Raw genomic sequence first — 16,585 nt, forward strand, 5'->3', positions numbered from 1 at the left:
TCATAGCCTGATCATTTAAGAATGTTCTTCCTCATGCGTCTGTTCCATTTCTTCAAACATATCTCTTGCTTCTTTTGCCGGCTTGTTCGTGATCATGCTGACAGCGTAAACGACAATCAAGCTCAGGAAGAAACCAGGGATCATTTCATAGATTCCCGTCTTCTCCTGCAGACCCGTCAGAATGCAAATCAGCACGGTCACGGCTCCTGTGATCATACCGGCCAATGCGCCCCACTGGTTCATCCGCTTCCAGTACAAGCTGAGAAGGATGGCGGGTCCGAATGCGGAACCAAATCCGGCCCACGCATAGCCAACCAGATCAAGGATCGTGTTGTTCGGTGTCAGAGACAGAAGGATCGCGATGACGGCGACAAGCAGAACGCTTAGACGTCCGACAAGAACGAGTTCCTTATCCGAAGCTTTGCGCCGGAAAAACGTCCGGTAGAAATCTTCCGTCATGGCGCTTGATGTGACAAGCAGCTGGGAAGACACCGTACTCATAATCGCTGCGAGCAAAGCGGAAAGCAAAAATCCGGTAATCAGCGGATGGAATAATACCTTTGAGAACACGATAAAAATCGTTTCCGGATCTTTAAGCGCTGTACCCGTTTCATGGACATACGCCACACCGATCAGTCCGACAAGCAGTGCGCCGATTACGGAGATGATCATCCAACCCATTGCGATGCGGCGCGCAGGCTTCAGCTCTTTTACGGATGAAATCGCCATAAAGCGGACGATAATATGCGGCTGACCGAAATAGCCCAGTCCCCAGGCGAGAAATGAAATAATGCTAATGACGGTCGTTCCTTTGAAGAAATCGAGCAAGCTTGGATTGATTTCTTCGATCACATTGAAAGTCGGCGTAATTCCGCCTAATTGAGTAAAGGCAACGATCGGCACGAGCACTAAAGCGATAAACATAATCAAACCTTGCACAAAGTCAGTGAGACTGACGGCCAAAAACCCTCCGAACAGCGTATAAGCAATCACGACTGCGGCCGTTAAGAAAAGACCCATTTTATAATCGAGGCCGAACGCCGTTTCAAACAGTCTTCCTCCGGACACCATACCCGCCGACGTGTACAGTGTGAAAAACACCATAATGACGATGGCTGATGCCAGGCGCAAGATTCTCGTCGTATCATTAAACCGATTTTCGAAAAAATCCGGAATTGTAATCGCATCGTTTGCTACTTCTGTATATGTGCGCAGCCGGGGAGCGACAACCAAGTAGTTCACATAAGCTCCGATTGTTAAACCGACGGCAAGCCAGGCGCTCGAAAGTCCTGTCACATACATGGCTCCGGGCAGTCCCATCAGCATCCAGCCGCTCATGTCCGACGCGCCGGCCGATAAAGCCGTAACAGCAGGCCCAAGGCCTCTGCCGCCGAGCATGTAGTCATTCAAATTGGATGTTTTTCTGTAGGAATACCAGCCGATTAAAAGCATCGCGGCAAAATAAATCCCTAACGAAATAAATATTTCAACACTCACGTTTCATATCTCTCCTCTTTAAAAATAATGTGGCATCACCTCTTTAAAATTTTCGACAATACTGACTTGCGGTACGAAGAAAATTGCAGGGCCCCCTCTTTAAAAAATCAAGTATTGGAATTAAGGCGCTGCCGATTAGATCGTACTTAGTTACCTAACCTATCAAACTATTCCCCATCAATCAACCGTGAAAAACATCCGATTTTATTGAAAAAGGGCGTGATGGTTTTGATAAGCATCACAATGAAAGCGCTTACAAATATTATATAAAGTAAAAATATTCTGAATATTAGTACGTGCTATTTTACTGAATTTTCATGAGCGATGAAATAAAAGCCGCCAAATGGGGCGAAGATCGCGGTTTTGTTGATTTAGAAGGCTAAAATTTGATATGATCAGTATTATGACTAAGCGAGAATAACCTTGGAGGTGTTTTTAGTATGTCGCGTATTTCTATAGAAGAAGTAAAGCATGTCGCCCATCTTGCCAGACTGGCGATTACGGACGAGGAAGCGGCGATGTTTACCGAACAGCTTGACAGCATTATTTCATTTGCAGAAGAGCTGAACGAAGTCGATACAGAGAATGTTAAACCAACAACGCACGTATTGCAAATGAAGAATATCATGAGGGAAGATGTCCCTGATAAAGGACTTCCGGTTGAAGATGTCGTCAAAAACGCGCCTGATCATAAAGACGGCTACATCCGCGTGCCGTCAATCTTGGACTAAATAAAGGAGGGAGCGAGAAAACATGTCACTGTTTGACCATAAAATATCTGAATTAAAACGTCTCATACATAATAAAGAGATCAGCATATCAGATTTAGTCGATGAATCTTACAAACGGATTCACGAAGTTGACGGAAAGGTACAAGCCTTTTTGCAGCTTGATGAAGAAAAAGCCCGCGCATACGCCAAAGAATTGGACGAAGCGCTTGATACCCGTGATGAGCACGGCCTTCTTTTCGGGATGCCGATCGGCATTAAAGACAATATCGTAACAAAGGATCTGCGGACAACGTGCGCAAGCAAAATTCTCGAGAACTTTGATCCGATTTATGACGCAACCGTTGTTGAGCGTCTTCATGAAGCTGAAGCGGTTACCATCGGAAAGCTGAATATGGATGAATTCGCGATGGGCTCTTCCACAGAGAACTCAGGCTTTAAAAAGACAAAAAACCCGTGGAACCTCGAAACCGTTCCGGGCGGATCAAGCGGAGGCTCAGCGGCTGCGGTTGCGGCCGGAGAAGTGCCGTTTTCACTTGGATCTGACACGGGCGGATCGATTCGCCAGCCGGCATCCTTCTGCGGCGTCGTCGGCTTAAAACCTACATACGGACGCGTTTCCAGATACGGCCTTGTCGCATTTGCTTCTTCATTGGATCAAATCGGCCCGATCACAAGATCTGTCGAAGACAACGCCTACCTTCTGCAGGCGATTTCAGGCGTCGATAAAATGGATTCGACGAGCGCCAATGTGGACGTGCCCGACTATTTGTCAGCGTTAACCGGCGACATTAAAGGACTTAAAATCGCCGTGCCGAAAGAATATCTCGGCGAAGGAGTGGGAGAAGAAGCGAGAAATTCCGTGCTTGAAGCGCTGAAAGTGCTCGAAAGCCTTGGCGCGACATGGGAAGAGGTATCGCTTCCGCACAGCAAATACGCGCTGGCGACTTACTACCTGCTTTCTTCATCTGAAGCATCAGCAAACCTGGCGCGCTTCGACGGCATCCGCTATGGCTACCGCACGGACAATGCCGACAACCTGATCGACCTGTACAAACAGACGCGTTCCGAAGGATTCGGAAACGAAGTCAAACGCCGCATCATGCTCGGTACGTTCGCGCTCAGCTCGGGCTACTATGATGCATACTATAAAAAAGCGCAAAAAGTCAGAACACTGATCAAAAAGGACTTTGAAGACGTATTTGCAAACTATGACGTCATCATCGGACCGACTACGCCGACGCCGGCATTTAAAATCGGCGAAAAAACGAGTGATCCGCTGACCATGTACGCCAATGACATCCTGACGATTCCTGTCAACCTTGCGGGCGTCCCGGGAATCAGCGTACCGTGCGGATTGGCGAACGGCTTGCCGCTCGGCTTGCAAATCATTGGCAAACACTTTGATGAGAGCACAGTATACCGCGTCGCCCACGCATTCGAACAGGCGACAGACCATCATAAAGCAAAACCTGAACTGTAAGGGGTGAAAAAACATGAACTTTGAAACGGTAATCGGACTTGAAGTCCACGTGGAGCTCAAAACAAAATCGAAAATTTTCTCCAGTTCTCCAACGCCATTCGGCGCAGCGGCCAACACGCAGACAAGCGTTATCGACTTAGGCTATCCGGGTGTACTGCCTGTGTTGAACAAAGAAGCCGTCAATTTTGCGATGAAAGCCGCAATGGCACTCAACTGTGAAATTGCGACAGAAACGAAATTCGACCGGAAAAACTATTTCTACCCCGACAACCCGAAAGCTTATCAAATTTCACAATTTGATAAACCGATCGGTGAAAACGGCTGGATCGAAATCGAAGTCGGCGGAAAAACGAAGCGGATCGGCATTACCCGCCTTCATTTGGAAGAGGATGCAGGAAAACTGACGCATACAGGCGACGGCTACTCCCTTGTCGACTATAACCGCCAGGGAACTCCGCTCGTTGAAATCGTCTCCGAGCCCGATATCAGAACGCCTGAAGAAGCTTATGCCTACCTTGAAAAACTGAAATCAATCATTCAGTATACAGGCGTTTCCGACTGTAAGATGGAAGAGGGCTCGCTCCGCTGCGACGCTAACATCTCGCTCCGTCCAATCGGACAAGAGGAGTTCGGTACAAAGACAGAGCTGAAAAACCTGAACTCATTCGCCTTTGTTCAAAAAGGCCTTGAGCACGAAGAAAAACGCCAGGCGCAAGTTCTTTTGTCAGGCGGTGTCATTCAACAGGAGACGCGCCGTTATGATGAAGCGTCCAAAACGACGATTTTGATGAGGGTCAAAGAGGGATCTGACGACTACCGCTACTTCCCTGAGCCTGATCTTGTCGAGCTTTACATTGACGATGAGTGGAAACAGCGCGTGAAAGACAGCATTCCTGAGCTTCCGGACGAGCGCCGCAAGCGCTACATCGAAGAGCTTGGCCTGCCTGCCTATGACGCGAAAGTGCTGACTTTGACAAAAGAAATGTCCGACTTCTTCGAAGCGGCCGTCGAAAAAGGCGCAGACGCGAAGCTGGCATCGAACTGGCTGATGGGTGAAGTGTCGGCTTACTTGAACGCCCAGCAAAAAGAGCTTGCCGATGTCGAACTCACACCTGAAGGCCTTGCCGGATTGGTCAAGCTGATCGAAAAAGGAACGATTTCATCGAAAATCGCGAAAAAGGTCTTCAAAGAATTGATTGAAAAAGGCGGAGACGCAGAAAAAATCGTCAAAGAAAAAGGCCTTGTGCAAATCTCTGACGAAGCGACGCTCAGAAAGCTTGTCACAGAAGCGCTCGACAACAATCCGCAATCGATTGAAGACTTCAAAAACGGAAAAGACCGTGCAATCGGCTTCCTTGTCGGCCAAATCATGAAAGCTTCAAAAGGACAAGCAAACCCGCCGATGGTCAACAAGCTTCTTCTTGAAGAAATCAATAAACGATAACCCAAAAAACCTTGGAGTGAAATTCTCCAAGGTTTTTTCATTATTCCACGACAGGCGTCAAAGAATCACCGTCCCATATCTCTCCCTTATTCAGCGTCCATGGATGAAGATAGAGGGTGTCCGCTCCCTTATTCACAGCTGGGCTCCACTCATCGTTCCACGCCAGGAAGAACGCCGTTTTCGGGTATTTTTCTTTGATTGCATGGATAAATCGCGCGTAATCTAGCCCGCCGTTTGTCTTCTGCGGTCCGACCTCTGTAAAGGCAAACGGCTTGTTCAGCGATGTGAGCTCTTCGTATCCATCAATGGCGTACGGGTCATCAAAATAAGCGTCTAGCCCGACAATGTCCACATATGATGCGCCCGGATAAAAGTCTGTTTTAAAGTCTCTGTTGGCGTCTGGCGCATACACCCACAACAGATGATCTAAGCCCCTTGTCTTTGTCATATAGTCATAGATTTTCACATAGAGCTGTTTGTACAAGGAGATTCTCTCGCTGTCTTTTTGATTATATTGCGTCAGCCCCCACCAGAACCATTCGCCGTTCATTTCGTGAAGGGGTCTGAATAGAACGGGCACACCTTCATTTTCAAGCTCCTGGAGGCCATCCGCGATTTTGTTCAGCATCGCTTCAAGCCGTTTTCCTTCGGGCGTGGAAGAATCTAAAATTCTCTCATACTGGCTGTTTGAAATCTGAGTTTTATAATGTCCAGAAGTAAACGCGGGGTTTGCGAGGTGCAGGCTGATTTGCGGAATGCCTCCGCTTTTCCAATATGCGATCAAATCACGGTTGCAACTGTAGTCAATCGTATCGGCGATCTCCTCCGGCTCCAGCCATCCTCTTGCATAATCGCAGCCGTAAATGGCTGGCAGCTGTCCTGTTGCCTGTTTGATCCGGTCGGCTTCAGCCATTGAAAATGTGTCGAGGCTGTATCCTCCGAATGCCCCGGACATCACCCGGCTTTCCGTCCGATTGGCCAGGTGGGCGAGCCAGTTCATCACCGCTTTCGTCGTCAGCTGGGCATTTGGATTCACCGGAGAAACGGTGTGTGCGTAGCTCGGCTGCGAAACGGCAAAAGCGAGGAGCAGCGCGAAGATGGAACAAACGATGTTTTTTTTCACTAAGGTAAAACCTCCTGAAACATATAGATTGTCTTAAGCGATCTTATTATACATGCTGCTTCCAAAATATACATGATCAGATTGTCGGATTGTAAGGGAAGAAAAAAGCAGCCGCAGGGCTGCTTTACGAATGAAGGAAACGGGTGATCATTCCATATAGATGCTGGACATTGTCCTGATGCTCCAAGTTTGTCAGCATACCTTGAAGCACGGGTGTGCGGGGCGAATCTTTTCTCAGCTCTTCCTCGATCACATCTAGTGTAATGAGAATGTCTTCCGGCAGCGCCGGCTGACGTTTGGCATCTTCAAGCTCCCGTAAAATCGTATGTTTATCGGCCGTATTGCCGGCGTTCCGATAATAGCTGTACGTCCGTCCGGCCAGGATCGGCTGCTCCCCGTTTTGAACCATGCCATCAATCATGTCATCGATTCTTCTCATAATAAAATCTGCAAGTTCGTAAAAATCGATGTCCAGTTCATTAAAGATAAACAAATTTTGATAAGACTGCACGATGCCTTGAACGATCACGGACAAGTCTGACAGATAAGGCTTCACAATGTCACCGTAGGCGGCTGACAGCGCATTTTGATACGTCTCGTGGAATTTTTGGCTGACATTTTTAAAATATTCTTCGATCTTGCTGTTTTCCGGTATGCTGTGTTCGCTGATCATCACGAGAATAAAGTCGCGGTGCTCTTTGCTCTCGCTGAATTGATAAGCAATCTGCTCCTTGAACGTTTCCTTTGGAGGGAAATTCTTTTGCTGGATGATCTTCATATTTTCCATCGTTCGATCGATATAATACTTAATGATCGCAAGCAAAAGCGCTTCTTTCGACTTGAAATGCAGGTAGAAAGCTCCTTTTGAGATATTGCATTCATTGGCGATGTCCTGAATCGTTGTGGAAGCAAAACCGTTTTTCGCGAACAGGTGCAGGCCTGCTTTAATGATTTTTTCTTCTTTTTCTGTCATGAATGTACCCCTTTAACACTTCTTTAAAATTGAATAAATTTTAACATATATAAGTTGACGCTGTTTACTTTTGAAGTTTATTATTGTATAGAATGACCAGTCAGTCAATCTGTATTCTGAAAATGATATACACAATGGAGGTCGTAATGAATTCTATCATTAATTTTGTACTAAAGAACAAGTTCGCTGTGTGGCTGATGACGATTATTGTTACGGTTGCCGGCATTTATGCGGGTTTAAATATGAAGCAGGAATCAATTCCTGATGTGAACATGCCTTATTTGACCATCAGCACGACATACCCCGGAGCCACTCCGAGCCAGGTAGCTGATGAAGTCACAAAGCCGGTTGAACAAGCCGTGCAAAACCTGGACGGCGTCAGCATTGTAACGTCCACTTCGTATGAAAACGCATCATCGGTGATGATTGAATACGAGTATGAGAAGGATATGGACAAAGCGAAGACGGAAGCCGCTGAAGCATTGGCGAATCTCGATCTGCCGGACAATGCAAAAGAGCCGAGCATTTCACGCTACAGCATGAATTCTTTCCCGATCCTCGCGCTCAGCGTGTCCAGTGATAAAGACGATCTTCAAAGCTTGACGAAAAAAGTGGAAGACAGCCTCCTGACGAAGCTTGAAGGCCTTGAAGGCGTAGCTTCCGTTCAGCTTTCCGGACAGCAGGTTGAAGAAGTCGAATTTTCATTTAAAAAAGACAAATTGAAGCAATACGGGCTTGACGAGGATACAGTCAAGCAAGTGATTCAAGGTTCTGATGTGACGACTCCGCTTGGGTTGTACACATTCGGCAAAGAAGAAAAATCGGTCGTCGTCAGTGGCGATATCGAAACAATTAAAGACTTGAAAAATATGAGAATTCCAGCGGCGTCTGCCGGAGGCGCAAGCGCTCAAGCCGGAGCGCAAAGTGCGCAAGCGGCCCAGGGGGCGCAGGCTCAAGCCGGAGCACAGAGCGCCGCGCAGGCTCAGCAGAGCACGGGAATCCCGACGGTTAAGCTGTCTGACATCGCAACGATTAAAGATGTCAAAAAAGCCGAATCCATTTCACGAACCAATGGTAAAGACAGCATCGGCATCAGCGTCATTAAAGCCAACGACGCCAATACCGTCGAGGTAGCCGACAACGTAAAAGCTGAACTCGAACAATTCAAAAAAGACCACAAAGGCTTTAAATACAGCTCGACATACGATCAAGCCGAACCGATCACCGAGTCGGTCGAGACGATGCTGAGCAAAGCGATTTTCGGAGCGATCTTTGCGGTTGTGATCATTCTCTTATTCCTAAGGGATATCAAGTCAACGTTAATCTCGGTCATTTCGATTCCATTGTCATTGTTAATCGCACTGCTCGTCCTGAATCAGCTTGATATCACGCTGAATATCATGACGCTCGGCGCCATGACGGTCGCCATCGGACGGGTTGTCGACGACTCGATCGTCGTTATCGAAAACATTTACCGCCGCATGAGGCTGAAAGATGAGCCGCTGCGCGGAAAAGCGCTCGTGCGCGAAGCAACGAAAGAAATGTTCATGCCGATCATGTCATCAACGATCGTGACGATCGCGGTATTCCTGCCGCTCGCACTCGTCGGCGGTCAAATCGGCGAATTGTTCCTGCCGTTTGCCTTAACGATTGTATTCGCGCTTGCTGCATCCCTCTTGATCGCGATCACGCTCGTGCCGATGCTTGCGCACACCCTCTTCAAAAAATCGTTGACAGGTGCGCCGGTGAAGGCGAAAGAACACAAGCCTGGGGTACTGGCCAACTTCTACAAAAAAGTGTTGAATTGGTCGCTCAGCCATAAATGGATCACATCGATCATCGCGGTTCTGATGCTGGTCGGAAGCTTGTTCCTCGTGCCGCTGATCGGAGCGAGCTACTTGCCTTCTACAAAAGAAAAAATGGTGCAGATCACATACACTCCTGAACCGGGAGAAACGAAAAAAGAAGCGGAAAAGGAAGCGCAAAAAGCTGAAAAAATCCTATTGGACCGCAAACACGTCGATACGGTTCAGTATACGTTAGGAGCGGGAAATCCGCTGATGGGCGGAAGCTCAAACGGCGCGTTGTTCTATATCAAATATGAGGAAGACACGCCTGATTTTGATAAAGAAAAGGACAATGTTCTAAAAGACATTCAGAAGCAATCCAAACGCGGAGAATGGAAAACTCAGGATTTCAGCTCTTCAGGCAATAACAATGAGTTAACGTATTATGTGTACGGAGATTCAGAAAAAGAGATTAAAGGCACTGTAAAAGAGATCGAAAAGATTATGAAAGACCAAAAAGACCTGAAAAACGTAAGCTCAGGCCTGTCCAGCACATATGACGAATTTACTTTTGTCGCTGATCAGGAGAAGCTGAGTAAACTTGGGTTAACGGCATCACAGATTTCTCAGGCGCTCATGAAAGAAACATCGCAGGCGCCGCTTACAACCGTGAAAAAAGACGGAAAAGATCTTGATGTCACGATTAAAACAGAAGAAGAAACATATAAAAGCGTCAAAGATTTAGAAGACAAAAAGATCACAACTCCGACCGGCCAGGAAGTGAAAATCGGCGATGTCGCGAAAGTGAAGGAAGGCACGACATCTGACACGATTTCAAAACGCGACGGCAAAATCTATGCCGATGTCACGGCGGAAGTCACATCAGACAACGTCACGGCCGTATCAGTCGACGTACAGAAAAACATCGACAAGATCGACCTGCCTGACAACGTCACAATCGATACCGGCGGCGTATCCGCTGATATCGAAGATTCCTTTACAAAACTCGGACTCGCAATGCTTGCGGCGGTTGCGATCGTCTACCTCGTGCTTGTGATTACATTCGGCGGAGCACTGGCGCCATTTGCGATCCTGTTCTCGCTGCCGTTTACCATCATCGGCGCCTTGGTGGGACTTTACGTATCAGGAGAAACAATCAGCTTGAACGCAATGATCGGAATGCTGATGCTGATCGGTATCGTCGTCACAAACGCGATCGTCTTAATCGACCGAGTCATCCATAAGGAAGCGGAAGGGCTCTCAACGAGAGAAGCACTCCTTGAAGCCGGCTCTACAAGGCTCCGTCCGATCCTGATGACGGCCATCGCCACAATCGGCGCCCTGATTCCATTGGCGCTCGGATTTGAAGGCGGCAGCCAGGTCATTTCAAAAGGGCTCGGCGTCACCGTTATCGGCGGTCTGATCAGTTCAACGCTCCTTACCCTTCTGATCGTACCGATCGTATACGAAGTACTGGCGAAATTCCGCCGGAAAAAACCGGGTATGGAAGAAGAGTAAGATGGTATAACATCAACCCCTTGGAATGGACACAGGAAATGATCCATTCTAAGGGGTTTTTTCTTTGAAGAGACGATCGTCGGTGTTTAACAAAAATATCCTGTGTTATGCTTTGTTAGAAAAGGCAACTTGATGAGGAGGCATTGAATGGAATCGAAAGGAAACAGCGAACCAAGCCCCAAAATCGTAAAGCGGCTCACCTGGATCATACCGATCGTGTTGATCGGAGTCATTTTTCTCTTAAAAAATATGAGAAATCCTGTGACTGATGTTTTATTTTATATTGTATGTGCAGGTGTCATCATCTTAGTGATTTTCAGCATCATAAAAGAGACAAAAAGCAGATGAAGCAAGTTTTGAACTTGTCGATAAAGGTTGAAATGATCTTCATCGACAAGCTTTTTTAATGCTGGTGATTTCTTTACCGATCCCGGCGAAGAAGTGGTTAATCATTCGGATTGATCACAGCCAGCAACTGATGATCTTCCCATTTTCCGTTAATCTTGACGTTTTTCCGGGCGATGCCTTCTTTGTGAAAACCCGCCTTCTCCAGCACCCGGATCGAGGCAATATTATGGGGCATGACGCCAGCTTCGATGCGATGGAGCTTGAGATCGTTAAAGGCGAACTCAACCATCAGCTTGACGGCTTCGGTCGTGTAGCCTTTGCCATTGTGCTTCTGATCCAAAAAATAGCCGATGAAGGCGCTTTGCAAGGAACCGCGCAGCACCTGGAAAAGGTTGATCGTTCCGATCAGCGCATCGTTTGCAGGATCAAAGATGCCAAAATAATAATCTTCATCATTCTGCATATTTTCATATAATCTTTGAAGCCTCTTCTTTTGTCCTTCGATTGTATAAAACTCCTCGTTCCGCTCCATTGAAAACTGTTCAAAAAACGGGCGGTTTGCGTTCTGCAATTCGAGGCATGCCTCGGCGTCTTCAGCCGTGAGCGGCCTGATATAAATGTTTGTCCCTTTTTTGATCATGGAAAGTCTCCTTTTATAAAGATGGAATACGGTCGGCTCTTTTCATCAACTCTTCAAAATACGCAAAAAATTGATCCCTGTCGACTTGATCAACGACTTTGACCATTCTGCCGTCAGGATGCTCTTCTGTCGTTCCTTGGCGCGGGCTTTCCGTATGGACAACCGCCTTGACAGTGCGCGATCGTGTCATATCAACTGCGCCGAGTGTCAACGTCGTCAGCACATCCCAAAGGTAGTATGTCGAATTCGTTTCGTTATGGACAAGCGGCGGACACATCGCATAGCATTGGCCGATAAAGTCGATCCCGATATGTTTTCTGAGGCTCGCCCAATGGGAGCGGATTTCGTTTGTCAAAGGCACCTGGTTCGTGCTTTCAAGCGCGACCATTTCGATCTGAATGTCGCTCTCGAATACCGTCTTCACGCTGTAAGGGTCCCAAAAAGCGTTCCATTCCGCCGTCCCGTCGTGCTCAGGCTCTTCTACATTTCCTTTCTCAAGGAAGGTGCCACCCATCCAGACAAGTTTTGCAATGTGTTTTATGATCGCCGGCTCTTCCTCAAGCGCCCTCGCCAAGTCTGTCAGCGGGCCGGTGAACAGCAGTGTTACCGGTTCGGGGCTCTGCCTCACGCATTCAATTAGATGAAGGTGAGCGGGCAGGTCTGACACCGGAGTCCGGACTTCGCCTTTTTCATTTAAAATCGGCAGAGCGTCGACATAAAAGGCGTGCATGCGCCACTCCTTCGGGAACGGGTGCACCCCTCTCGAATCGGATGCCGCAGTCTCGACCTGGTACGAACCGAAGCGGTCAATGATTTTTCGACTGGCACTGAGAGCAGGCTCCAAATAGCAATCCGCCGGTATGACGGATGTTCCGATCAATTTGACATCTTCCATCTGCAATAGCAGAAATAAAGAGACGAGATCATCGACGCCTCCGTCATGGTTAAAATAAACGGGCTTTTTCACAGCAACATCTCCTTTTTCTTAATATTAATTATTTTACATCAATTAGATCCTAAAGTCTTTTTTACCATTAATTAGGATATTTTATCTAAAATTAAACAAATGATGATACCCATTTTGTTGCGATTTTTTCAACAACTAGTATAATTAAAGGTTGTTGGTAAAGAAATGATACGGATACTCTAATAGGATGATGAAAACATGAAACGTGCACGAATCATATACAATCCGACTTCCGGACGAGAAATCTTCAAAAAAAACCTTGCCCAAGTTCTGCAGAAATTCGAGCAGGCAGGCTATGAAACGTCATGCCATGCGACAACAGGGGAAGGAGATGCCGTACAGGCCGCCAGACACGCCGCTGAGCGGGAATTTGACTTAATTGTTGCGGCCGGAGGAGACGGCACATTAAATGAAGTCATCAACGGACTGGCGCCGTTGGAACACCGCCCCAAGCTCGGAGTCATTCCGGTCGGAACGACGAATGACTTTGCGAGAGCGCTCGGCATTCCGCGCGAGGATATTTTAAAGGCGGTTGACACAATACTAGAGGGAGAGGCCCGTCCGATTGACATCGGCCGCGTCAACGGCCAATATTTCATCAATATCGCCGGCGGCGGACGCCTTACAGAACTGACATATGACGTACCAAGCAAATTGAAGACGATGCTCGGCCATCTTGCCTATTATTTGAAAGGAATGGAAATGCTCCTTCCTTCACTGCGGCCGACCGAGGTCGAAATCGAATACGACGGCAAGCTGTTTGAAGGAGAAGTAATGCTGTTTCTCGTCATGCTGACGAACTCCGTCGGCGGCTTTGAGAAGCTCGCCCCCGACTCAAGCTTGAATGACGGCATGTTTGACCTCGTCATTTTAAAGCGGACAAACCTCGCCGAATTCATCAGACTTGTCGGACTTGCCCTCCGCGGCGAACATATCAATGACGAGCATGTCATCTACACGAAAGCAAACCGCGTCAAAGTGACGGTCAAAGACAAAATGCTCCTAAACCTTGACGGCGAATACGGCGGCGAACTGCCGGGCGAATTCGAGAACCTCTACCGTCATATCGACGTCGTCATGTCAAAAGAAAAAGCGAGAAAATTGGATGAATGAACTTGGTCTAAAGAGCTGGCCAAGTTTTTCTTATAGCAGGTGAAAAAGATGAAACAAAAAGCCCCCGTTCAAAAAAATGAATATTACAATGTCGTATTTGAAGATTTAACACACGAAGGAGCCGGCGTCGCCAAAGTCGACGGCTTCCCGATTTTCGTGCCGAACGCGCTGCCTGACGAAAAGGCGCAGATCAAAGTGACTCGGGTCAAAAAAGGCTTCGCCTTCGGCCGCCTCATCGACTTGAAAGAAGAAAGCCGCTACCGAACGGACGCGCCGTGCCCGATCTACAAACAGTGCGGCGGCTGCCAGCTTCAGCACATCAACTACGAAGGCCAGCTTCTTTACAAGCAGAAGCAAGTCAAAGACGTGCTTGAGCGAATCGGCAAGCTTGATTTAAGCCGAATCACCGTCCACCCGACACTCGGCATGGAAGACCCGTGGAACTACCGAAACAAAGCGCAGGTCCCTGTCGGCGAAAGAGAAGGCGGTCTGATCGCAGGCTTCTACCAGCAGCGCAGCCATGAGATCATCGACATGAACGAATGTCTGATCCAGCAGTCGGAAAACGACCGCGTCGTTCAAGCGATTAAAGAGATTTGCGGCAAATACGGCATCAAAGCGTACAACGAAGAACGCCACAAAGGCTGGCTCAGACACATCATGGTCAGATACGGCGCCGTCACAGGCGAAATGATGGTCGTCTTCATCACAAGGACAAACGACTTCCCGCACAAAGCGAAAATCGTCGAGGAGATCACCGCGGCATTCCCGCACGTCAAATCGATCGTCCAAAACATCAACCCGAAAAAAACAAACGTCATCTTCGGCGACGAAACAACCGTCATCTGGGGAGAAGAATACATTTACGACTCAATCGGCGGCATCAAATTCGCCATCTCCGCCAGATCGTTCTACCAAGTCAACCCAGAGCAAACGAAAGTGCTCTACGACAAAGCGCTTGAATACGCCGAACTAAACGGCGAAGAAACCGTCATCGACGCCTACTGCGGCATCGGCACGATCTCGCTGTTTCTGGCGAAGCAGGCGAAAAAAGTGTACGGTGTTGAGATTGTGCCGGAAGCGATTGAGGATGCGAAACGGAATGCTGAGTTGAACGGTATTGAGAACGCTGAATTTGCCGTCGGTGAAGCGGAAACTGTGATTCCTAGGTGGTATGAGGAAGGTATCAAGGCTGACACGCTTGTCGTCGACCCGCCGCGCAAAGGCTGCGATGAGGCTTTGCTGCGGACGATTATCGAGATGAAGCCGAAGCGTGTAGTGTATGTGTCTTGTAACCCGGGGACTTTGGCGCGCGATTTGCGGGTGCTTGAGGATGGCGGGTATTCGACGCTTGAGGTGCAGCCTGTTGATATGTTTCCGCATACGAGCCATGTAGAGTGTGTGGCTGTTCTTGTCAAAAAAGATAAATAAAGTTTAAAAATATAAGCCTCTCCAACCCAGGAGAGGCTTATAATGTTTATATGAATGTTCCATTTCCTGCATAAAGTCCTACTTAATAAAGAGGTGTATCAAAATAGACCATAAAATCTCGAATCAACTAACGATTAGTGAACAAATGAAATGCGTTTTATCAACATATCAACAAGCAAAAAATGAGGAGTTTAAGGGACATCCTCTTTCACACCTTATTTGTCATGAAATAAAGGATACTCTTTTTAAAGTTGTTGACTTAGATCCTAATATATATCATGTAGCAGGTTCGGTTGGAAAAGGCCGTTGGGCTGAGATTCCTTGGGTTTCAATTTTTATAAAGAACTTAACGACTTCGGCGACAAGAGGCTACTATATTGTTTACTTATTTAGTGCAGATGGAAGCGGTGTTTATGTTAGTTTGAATCAAGGATGGACCTACTTTAAAGAAAAGTATGGAACAAAAATAGGTAGGGCCAAAATCCAAAAAACAGCTTCTATTATTAGAGAAAAACTAAATACCATACCTCAAAATATGAATCTTTCAAATATCGATTTAAAGGGCGAAGGTGATCTTGCGAGAGGGTATGAGTTAGGACATGTATGTGGTCGTTTTTATGATGTAAGCAATTTTCCAAGTTCAGAAGATATCATAAGCGATTTACAAGCTTTATTAGTTACATACAAAGAAATAGAAGGTCTTATTGGAAATCGATCGATAGAACAGTTTAATGATTTTATTCTGTTGCAGGAAGACGGCCAATTTTTAGAAGACCGGGTTAACGAAGAGGAGTATCAGATAGCGGCTCAAACCTTCATCATATCCGAGAATACGAATGTGGGATATGAAGTCAGTCAAAAGAGAGAACGTCCGCAACCAATCATTAATCAAGGTGGTCAAAGGCAATGGACAAGACATGCAAGTCTTGCCTCAAAAGCTATGATGCTTTCAAACTATACTTGTGAAATTGACCATTCCCATCAAACCTTTATCTCTAAATCTACCAACAAGCCTTATGTTGAATGCCATCATCTTGTCCCTATCGCCAAGCAAGATGGATTCAAATATGACTTAGATCAATTGGCAAACTTGGTAAGCCTATGTCCACACTGTCATCGTCTTATTCATTATGGTCAAGATGAGGAGAAAGAAAAACTGTTGAAAAAATTGTATGATCAGCGGAAGGATCACTTGAAAAAGGTAGGAATTGAAATTACCTTTTCAGAACTTAAACGAATATATGAAATGTCGAATATTTAGATTCAAATTACGGGCCTTGGACAAGCGCTACCAAGGCTTTTTGATGTTTAACATAATAGACAAAAGGTTATTGCAAAAATTTACATATGTGATGAGATCATTTTAATAATAGATAACAATCTTAAAGGGAAAGAGGAGTTCGGCATGAGCAAGTTCGGTTCAGAAGTGGTTGCAGGGGTGTTAAACGAATTCCATTTGGCAATTAAAAAGCATAAATATTGAACAGGCGAAGTCAATGTTTTTCGAGATGGAAGAGAATTAAAATGTGCTCG

At 46.8% G+C, this 16,585-nt stretch carries 13 protein-coding genes; 8 read left to right on the plus strand and 5 right to left on the minus strand.

What is annotated here, in order from left to right; translation table 11 throughout:
- Positions 1–15: 15 nt before the first annotated feature.
- Positions 16–1,497: a sodium/proline symporter PutP gene (putP, locus tag MKX80_RS03855; RefSeq protein ID WP_020450465.1), complete on the minus strand. Its 1,482-nt coding sequence runs from the start codon at positions 1,495–1,497 to the stop codon at positions 16–18.
- A 440-nt stretch (positions 1,498–1,937) separates the two neighbouring features.
- Here putP and gatC point away from each other — a divergent pair, with 440 nt between their 5' ends.
- From gatC to gatB, 3 genes are read left to right on the plus strand one after another with little or no spacing between them, the layout of a single operon-like run.
- The gene (gatC, locus tag MKX80_RS03860) at positions 1,938–2,228 is read left to right on the plus strand and encodes an Asp-tRNA(Asn)/Glu-tRNA(Gln) amidotransferase subunit GatC (protein ID WP_003179590.1); all 291 of its coding nucleotides are present in this window, start codon (positions 1,938–1,940) and stop codon (positions 2,226–2,228) included.
- 22 nt (positions 2,229–2,250) lie between these two features.
- A complete protein-coding gene (gene gatA / locus MKX80_RS03865) occupies positions 2,251–3,708 on the plus strand; it encodes an Asp-tRNA(Asn)/Glu-tRNA(Gln) amidotransferase subunit GatA (RefSeq protein WP_023855604.1) in 1,458 nt (485 codons plus the stop codon).
- 13 nt (positions 3,709–3,721) lie between these two features.
- Positions 3,722–5,152 carry an Asp-tRNA(Asn)/Glu-tRNA(Gln) amidotransferase subunit GatB gene (gatB, locus tag MKX80_RS03870; protein ID WP_003179599.1) on the plus strand — a complete coding sequence of 477 codons (1,431 nt, stop codon included), beginning with the start codon at positions 3,722–3,724 and terminating at the stop codon, positions 5,150–5,152.
- 40 nt (positions 5,153–5,192) lie between these two features.
- On the opposite strand, the gene MKX80_RS03875 is transcribed toward gatB, so the two are convergent.
- Together MKX80_RS03875 and MKX80_RS03880 are read right to left on the minus strand one after the other, a co-directional pair.
- Entirely contained in the window at positions 5,193–6,275 is a 1,083-nt protein-coding gene (locus MKX80_RS03875; RefSeq protein ID WP_268343527.1) for a glycoside hydrolase family 26 protein, read from the minus strand.
- Positions 6,276–6,399: 124 nt separating this feature from the next.
- On the minus strand, positions 6,400–7,248 hold the full coding sequence (locus MKX80_RS03880) for a TetR/AcrR family transcriptional regulator (protein WP_268310996.1): 849 nt from the start codon (positions 7,246–7,248) through the stop codon (positions 6,400–6,402).
- A gap of 146 nt (positions 7,249–7,394) precedes the next feature.
- On the opposite strand from MKX80_RS03880, the gene MKX80_RS03885 reads away from it, so the two are divergent.
- A complete protein-coding gene (locus MKX80_RS03885; protein ID WP_182069088.1) occupies positions 7,395–10,553 on the plus strand; it encodes an efflux RND transporter permease subunit in 3,159 nt (1,052 codons plus the stop codon).
- Between the two features lie 147 nt (positions 10,554–10,700).
- Complete coding sequence (locus MKX80_RS03890) at positions 10,701–10,901, plus strand: hypothetical protein (RefSeq protein WP_182069086.1); 201 nt, start codon at positions 10,701–10,703, stop codon at positions 10,899–10,901.
- 97 nt (positions 10,902–10,998) lie between these two features.
- Here the strand turns inward: MKX80_RS03890 and MKX80_RS03895 are convergent, their stop codons facing one another.
- The gene (locus tag MKX80_RS03895; RefSeq protein WP_182069084.1) at positions 10,999–11,541 is read right to left on the minus strand and encodes a GNAT family protein; all 543 of its coding nucleotides are present in this window, start codon (positions 11,539–11,541) and stop codon (positions 10,999–11,001) included.
- A gap of 13 nt (positions 11,542–11,554) precedes the next feature.
- Positions 11,555–12,508 (minus strand): nucleoside hydrolase, encoded by a 954-nt coding sequence (locus MKX80_RS03900; RefSeq protein WP_182069082.1) that lies wholly within the window; start codon positions 12,506–12,508, stop codon positions 11,555–11,557.
- Between the two features lie 198 nt (positions 12,509–12,706).
- Between MKX80_RS03900 and MKX80_RS03905 the strand changes: the two genes are divergently transcribed.
- The 3 genes from MKX80_RS03905 to MKX80_RS03915 all read left to right on the plus strand — a co-directional run bounded on the left by MKX80_RS03905 (position 12,707) and on the right by MKX80_RS03915 (position 16,313).
- The gene (locus tag MKX80_RS03905; RefSeq protein ID WP_142782115.1) at positions 12,707–13,621 is read left to right on the plus strand and encodes a diacylglycerol kinase; all 915 of its coding nucleotides are present in this window, start codon (positions 12,707–12,709) and stop codon (positions 13,619–13,621) included.
- A 48-nt stretch (positions 13,622–13,669) separates the two neighbouring features.
- Positions 13,670–15,052, plus strand: a complete 1,383-nt coding sequence (gene rlmD / locus MKX80_RS03910) for a 23S rRNA (uracil(1939)-C(5))-methyltransferase RlmD (RefSeq protein ID WP_268314134.1) — start codon at positions 13,670–13,672, stop codon at positions 15,050–15,052.
- 145 nt (positions 15,053–15,197) lie between these two features.
- Positions 15,198–16,313 carry a DUF3578 domain-containing protein gene (locus tag MKX80_RS03915; RefSeq protein ID WP_268293196.1) on the plus strand — a complete coding sequence of 372 codons (1,116 nt, stop codon included), beginning with the start codon at positions 15,198–15,200 and terminating at the stop codon, positions 16,311–16,313.
- The last annotated feature ends 272 nt before the right edge of the window (positions 16,314–16,585 follow it).

Origin of the sequence: Bacillus sp. FSL K6-0972, from assembly GCF_037976035.1 — a bacterium.
GTDB lineage: Bacteria > Bacillota > Bacilli > Bacillales > Bacillaceae > Bacillus > Bacillus haynesii.

Bases quoted from the DNA above. Each gene is read 5' to 3' on its own strand.
- gatC (WP_003179590.1), top strand. From the start codon at position 1,938: ATGTCGCGTATTTCTATAGAAGAAGTAAAGCATGTCGCCCATCTTGCC.
- rlmD (WP_268314134.1), top strand. From the start codon at position 13,670: ATGAAACAAAAAGCCCCCGTTCAAAAAAATGAATATTACAATGTCGTA.
- MKX80_RS03885 (WP_182069088.1), top strand. From the start codon at position 7,395: ATGAATTCTATCATTAATTTTGTACTAAAGAACAAGTTCGCTGTGTGG.
- gatB (WP_003179599.1), top strand. From the start codon at position 3,722: ATGAACTTTGAAACGGTAATCGGACTTGAAGTCCACGTGGAGCTCAAA.
- MKX80_RS03905 (WP_142782115.1), top strand. From the start codon at position 12,707: ATGAAACGTGCACGAATCATATACAATCCGACTTCCGGACGAGAAATC.
- MKX80_RS03890 (WP_182069086.1), top strand. From the start codon at position 10,701: ATGGAATCGAAAGGAAACAGCGAACCAAGCCCCAAAATCGTAAAGCGG.
- MKX80_RS03895 (WP_182069084.1), bottom strand. From the start codon at position 11,541: ATGATCAAAAAAGGGACAAACATTTATATCAGGCCGCTCACGGCTGAA.
- MKX80_RS03915 (WP_268293196.1), top strand. From the start codon at position 15,198: ATGAAATGCGTTTTATCAACATATCAACAAGCAAAAAATGAGGAGTTT.
- MKX80_RS03880 (WP_268310996.1), bottom strand. From the start codon at position 7,248: ATGACAGAAAAAGAAGAAAAAATCATTAAAGCAGGCCTGCACCTGTTC.
- gatA (WP_023855604.1), top strand. From the start codon at position 2,251: ATGTCACTGTTTGACCATAAAATATCTGAATTAAAACGTCTCATACAT.